The sequence below is a fragment of the uncultured Dialister sp. genome (assembly GCF_900541605.1).
In the GTDB taxonomy this organism is placed as follows: domain Bacteria; phylum Bacillota; class Negativicutes; order Veillonellales; family Dialisteraceae; genus Dialister.
Genome location: NZ_UQKJ01000152.1, coordinates 1 through 4,056 on the forward strand (window position 1 = coordinate 1; position 4,056 = coordinate 4,056).

Annotated in this window: 3 protein-coding genes and 1 other annotated feature; all 3 genes read right to left on the reverse strand. The window is 49.8% G+C overall.

Going from position 1 to position 4,056, the window contains the following annotated elements:
* Positions 1 to 206: 206 nt before the first annotated feature.
* The 3 genes from QZR21_RS08370 to QZR21_RS08380 all read right to left on the reverse strand — a co-directional run bounded on the left by QZR21_RS08370 (position 207) and on the right by QZR21_RS08380 (position 3,650).
* Positions 207 to 1,712, reverse strand: a complete 1,506-nt coding sequence (locus tag QZR21_RS08370) for an IMP dehydrogenase (RefSeq protein WP_296095766.1) — start codon at positions 1,710 to 1,712, stop codon at positions 207 to 209.
* A 327-nt stretch (positions 1,713 to 2,039) separates the two neighbouring features.
* The gene (locus QZR21_RS08375; RefSeq protein WP_296095763.1) at positions 2,040 to 2,600 is read right to left on the reverse strand and encodes a TetR/AcrR family transcriptional regulator; all 561 of its coding nucleotides are present in this window, start codon (positions 2,598 to 2,600) and stop codon (positions 2,040 to 2,042) included.
* Between the two features lie 216 nt (positions 2,601 to 2,816).
* Positions 2,817 to 3,650, reverse strand: a complete 834-nt coding sequence (locus QZR21_RS08380; protein WP_296095758.1) for a MetQ/NlpA family ABC transporter substrate-binding protein — start codon at positions 3,648 to 3,650, stop codon at positions 2,817 to 2,819.
* 43 nt (positions 3,651 to 3,693) lie between these two features.
* Positions 3,694 to 3,938: a binding site (T-box leader), on the reverse strand.
* Positions 3,939 to 4,056 lie beyond the last annotated feature (118 nt).

The window sequence follows — 4,056 nt, forward strand, 5'->3', positions numbered from 1 at the left end:
ATAAAAATCCAAGAATGAAATCTGACAACGATTTAATCAGCGCTTCCCTAGAAGCCCTGCACGAATGACTCTATCCATCAGCGCCGCCCAACAGCGGGGCAAACTGAAATTGGCCGTAGTTCTCTTGCCTTGGTGCCATAGAAAAAGGACCAGGAAAAATGGAATCTCATTTTTCCTGGCCCTTTTTATTGGATTCAATCGGTCAATTAACGGTCGGAGCCGTCCTTTTCTTTCCGGATGACGTCGTGGGCGCCGCCTTCTACGATGGAGGTAGCGGAAACGAGGGTCAGTTTTGCTTTCTTCTGGAGTTCCGGAATGGTGATGGCGCCGCAGTTGCACATGGTGGCTTTGATCTTGGCACAGGTCTTTTCTACGTTTTCTTTCAGTGGACCTGCATAAGGAACGTAGGAATCGACACCTTCTTCAAAGGCCAGTTTCTTGGAACCGTCCAGGTCGTAGCGGCCCCAGTTTCTTGCACGGTTGGAACCTTCGCCCCAGTATTCCTTCACAACGGTGCCGCCGACGGTTCTCTTCTGTGTCGGGGATTCGTCGAAACGGGCGAAGTAACGGCCCAGCATGACGAAATCAGCGCCCATGGCCAGGGCCAGGGTGATGTGGTGGTCGTAAACGATGCCGCCATCGGAGCATACCGGTACGTAAATGCCGGTTTCCTTATAGTATTCGTCTCTTGCCTGGCATACTTCGATGAGGGCAGTTGCCTGGCCGCGGCCGATACCTTTTGTTTCACGGGTGATGCAGATGGAACCGCCGCCGATGCCGACTTTTACGAAATCAGCGCCAGCCTTGGCGAGGAAGAGGAAGCCGTCTTTGTCGACAACGTTTCCGGCACCTACACGGACCTTGCCGTTGTATTTCTTATGAATCCAGTCGAGGGTAATTTTCTGCCATTCGGAGAAACCTTCGGAAGAATCGATGCAGAGGACATCGACTCCGGCATCCACCAGTTTCGGTACCCGTTCTTCGTAGTCCCGGGAGTTAATGCCGGCACCGACGATGAAACGTTTCTGGGCATCCAGCATTTCATTGGGGTTCTCCTGGTGGGAATCGTAGTCCTTACGGAATACGAAGCCGTAGAGCTTGCCGTCTTCATAAAGGACAGGAAGAGAATTGATCTTGTTGTCCCAGATGATGTCGTTGGCTTCGGACAGGGTAATGCCGAATTTAGCGGTGACCAGTTTTTCAAGGGGAGTCATGAAATTTTTAACTTTTTCGGATTTATCCATGCGGCTTACGCGGTAGTCACGGCTGGAAACGATACCTACCAGCCGGCCGGAAGCTGTGCCGTCATCGGTAATGGCAACGGTGGAATGACCGGTCTTTGCTTTCAGCGCAAGAACGTCGGCCAGTGTATTTTCAGGGGAAAGGTTGGAATCGCTGGGTACGAAGCCTGCCTTCTGGGCTTTGACTCTGGCAACCATGGCTGCTTCTTCTTCCGGTGTCTGGGAACCGTAGATGAAAGAAATACCGCCGTTTCTGGCCAGCTCTACGGCCAGTCTTTCGCCGGATACGGCCTGCATGATAGCAGAAACCATGGGGATATTTAATGTAATAGCCGGTTTTTCGCCCTTTTTGAATCTCACCAGTGGTGTTTTCAGGGATACGTTTGCAGGAATGCAGTTCGTATCGGAATATCCGGGAATGAGCAGATATTCATTAAAGGTATGTGCCGGTTCATTAATATAGGTTGCCATTATTTCCTCCTTGAGTAAAAAAATTCCATAACAGATAATTAAGGATAACTATACCTCTTTCCACGAAGCAGGTCAAGTGGTTTCCTTTCTATCTGATATATTTGTATCATTATAGCGTAAATCAGGAACACAATAAAGAGGGGAGTTTAGGGATTCAAGGATATGGGATAGAGTCAGCCGCGGTGAACTGTCGGAGCAATGCTGTTGGATAGAGTCAACTTGTGCGAGGGCTTCCCTGGCTTCCCTGGAAGCCCTGCACGAATGACTCTATCCATTGGCATACTGCGAATGAAAGAGCCATGGCCTGTGCCATGGCTCTCTTATACCTTATAATAAAGGCTCAATGACTGCCCGGAAATAGGCGTCCAGCTCTTCCGGGGTCTCCTTCATTTTTCTCTGCACCCACCACTGCACCATTTCCACGAAACTGCCGGAGATATGGTTCAGCAGGAATTCCTCCGGCACATGGCAGGAAGGGGTCCTGCCTTTCAGCACATAGGAAGCGATAAGGCGGTTCAGGCTGGATTTGAAAAAGCGGAGGAAAATATCGCTGCTTTCCGAAGTCAGGAGATCTCTCGTATGGTTTGTGTTGGCGGCGATGTGCTGCAGAAGGTGGGCAAAAACGGGATCCGGCACGCCGGGGGCCGTATGTCCGTCATCGGGCATGTTGTCATTCATGACGCCGTCGATGATGTGATCAAACAGTTCACCGCACATTTCCTCCAACAGGCTGTCCTTGGCTTTGAAATGGGCGTAGAATGTGCTTCGCCCTATGTTGGCGCGGTCAATAATATCCTGGATGGTAATTTTGGAATAAGGTTTTTCTGACAACAGGGCGCTGAATGCATCAAAAATGGCAGCCCTTGTCTTTTGCTGACGACGGTCCATGGTAGTCTCCATTTAATTACAGTACGAATTGTTCAATACTATCCATAGTGTAATATAAATCGGTTGGGAAATGCAAGGGGAGAGGAGGGTTTATTACAATATTTAATTCAGGCAGACTTTCCGTCTCATGGGGCCGTTATATTTCATGGAAAATCTTTCATTCCACATAAAAAGAGAGGAGTCCTGTGAAGGAATCCTCTCTTTCTTTATTGGAAATCAGAATGTAGCTTTGATGGAGCCGTTGTATTTCTTGTTGATGAAATCTTTGGCTTCCTGGCTGTTCAGCGCTTTCATGAGTTTCTGCAGTTCCGGACGGTTTTCGTCTCCTGCCCGTACCGCTACGATATTGGCATAGGGGGAGTCAGAACTTTCTGTATAGATAGCGCTCTTCGGATCCAGTTTGGCTTCCAGGGCAAAGTTCATGTTGATGACTGCAATGTCAGAATCTTCCAGGGAACGGGGCAGCTGGGGCGCTTCCAGCTCGGAGAACTGGAGATTCTTCGGGTTTTCAGCGATGTCCTGGGGGGTAGCGGTGATGGGGGCACCATCACGGAGCTTAATGAGTCCTGCGGACTGGAGTACCAGCAGGGCGCGGCCGCCGTTGGTGGGGTCATTTGGAATGGTGACATGGGCGCCATCGGGCAGGTCTTTGATATCTTTAATTTTGGAGGAGTATACAGCCATCGGTTCCAGGTGGACGGTGCCGATGGACTTCAGGTCGAGGCCCCGGGATTTGCAGAATTCATCGAGGTACGGTTTATGCTGGAAATAGTTGGCATCCAGGCTCTTGTCGTTCAGTGCCAGGTTTGGCTGTACATAGTCTGTGAATTCGACAATTTCTACATTGACGCCTTCTTTTGCCAGCTGGTCTTTGACGGCATTCAGAATTTCACCGTGGGGAACGGGGGAAACGCCGACTTTAATGGTTACCGCTTTATCGGAAGAAGCAGATTTTGCCGGAGCGGCTGCTTTCTGGTCTCCGCAGCCTGCGATAAAGGAAACAGCAGCGAGAGCTGCGATGGATGCGATCAGGGTCTTCTTGTAATTCATAGTACTCCTCCTGTATTTTGGTTAATAAAAAATCCTCCGTCCCATTTGGGACGAAGGATTGATTTCGCGGTACCACCCAGGTTCGCCTTTCCGTCACCGGAAAAGCCTTATGAAGTACGCCGGCAAAGCCTTAATACTTCTCTTCTGTAACGGGAATTCCCGTCCTGCCTGACTATTCAGCAGAAAGGCTCAGAGGCCATCTTCAGAAGGACGTCCGGTACCCCTTTTCACCACCTGGGGCTCTCTTTGACTTTCTTTCCCGCTTACTCTTCTCTTCACTGCCTGTATGAAGTTGAACATACTATAGCACTGCCCCATAGCTTTCGTCAAGATGCATTTTGGGGAGAATGGAATATTTCAGTTTATCGAGCTGTTAGGGCGATGCTTACGGATAGAGTCATTCGTG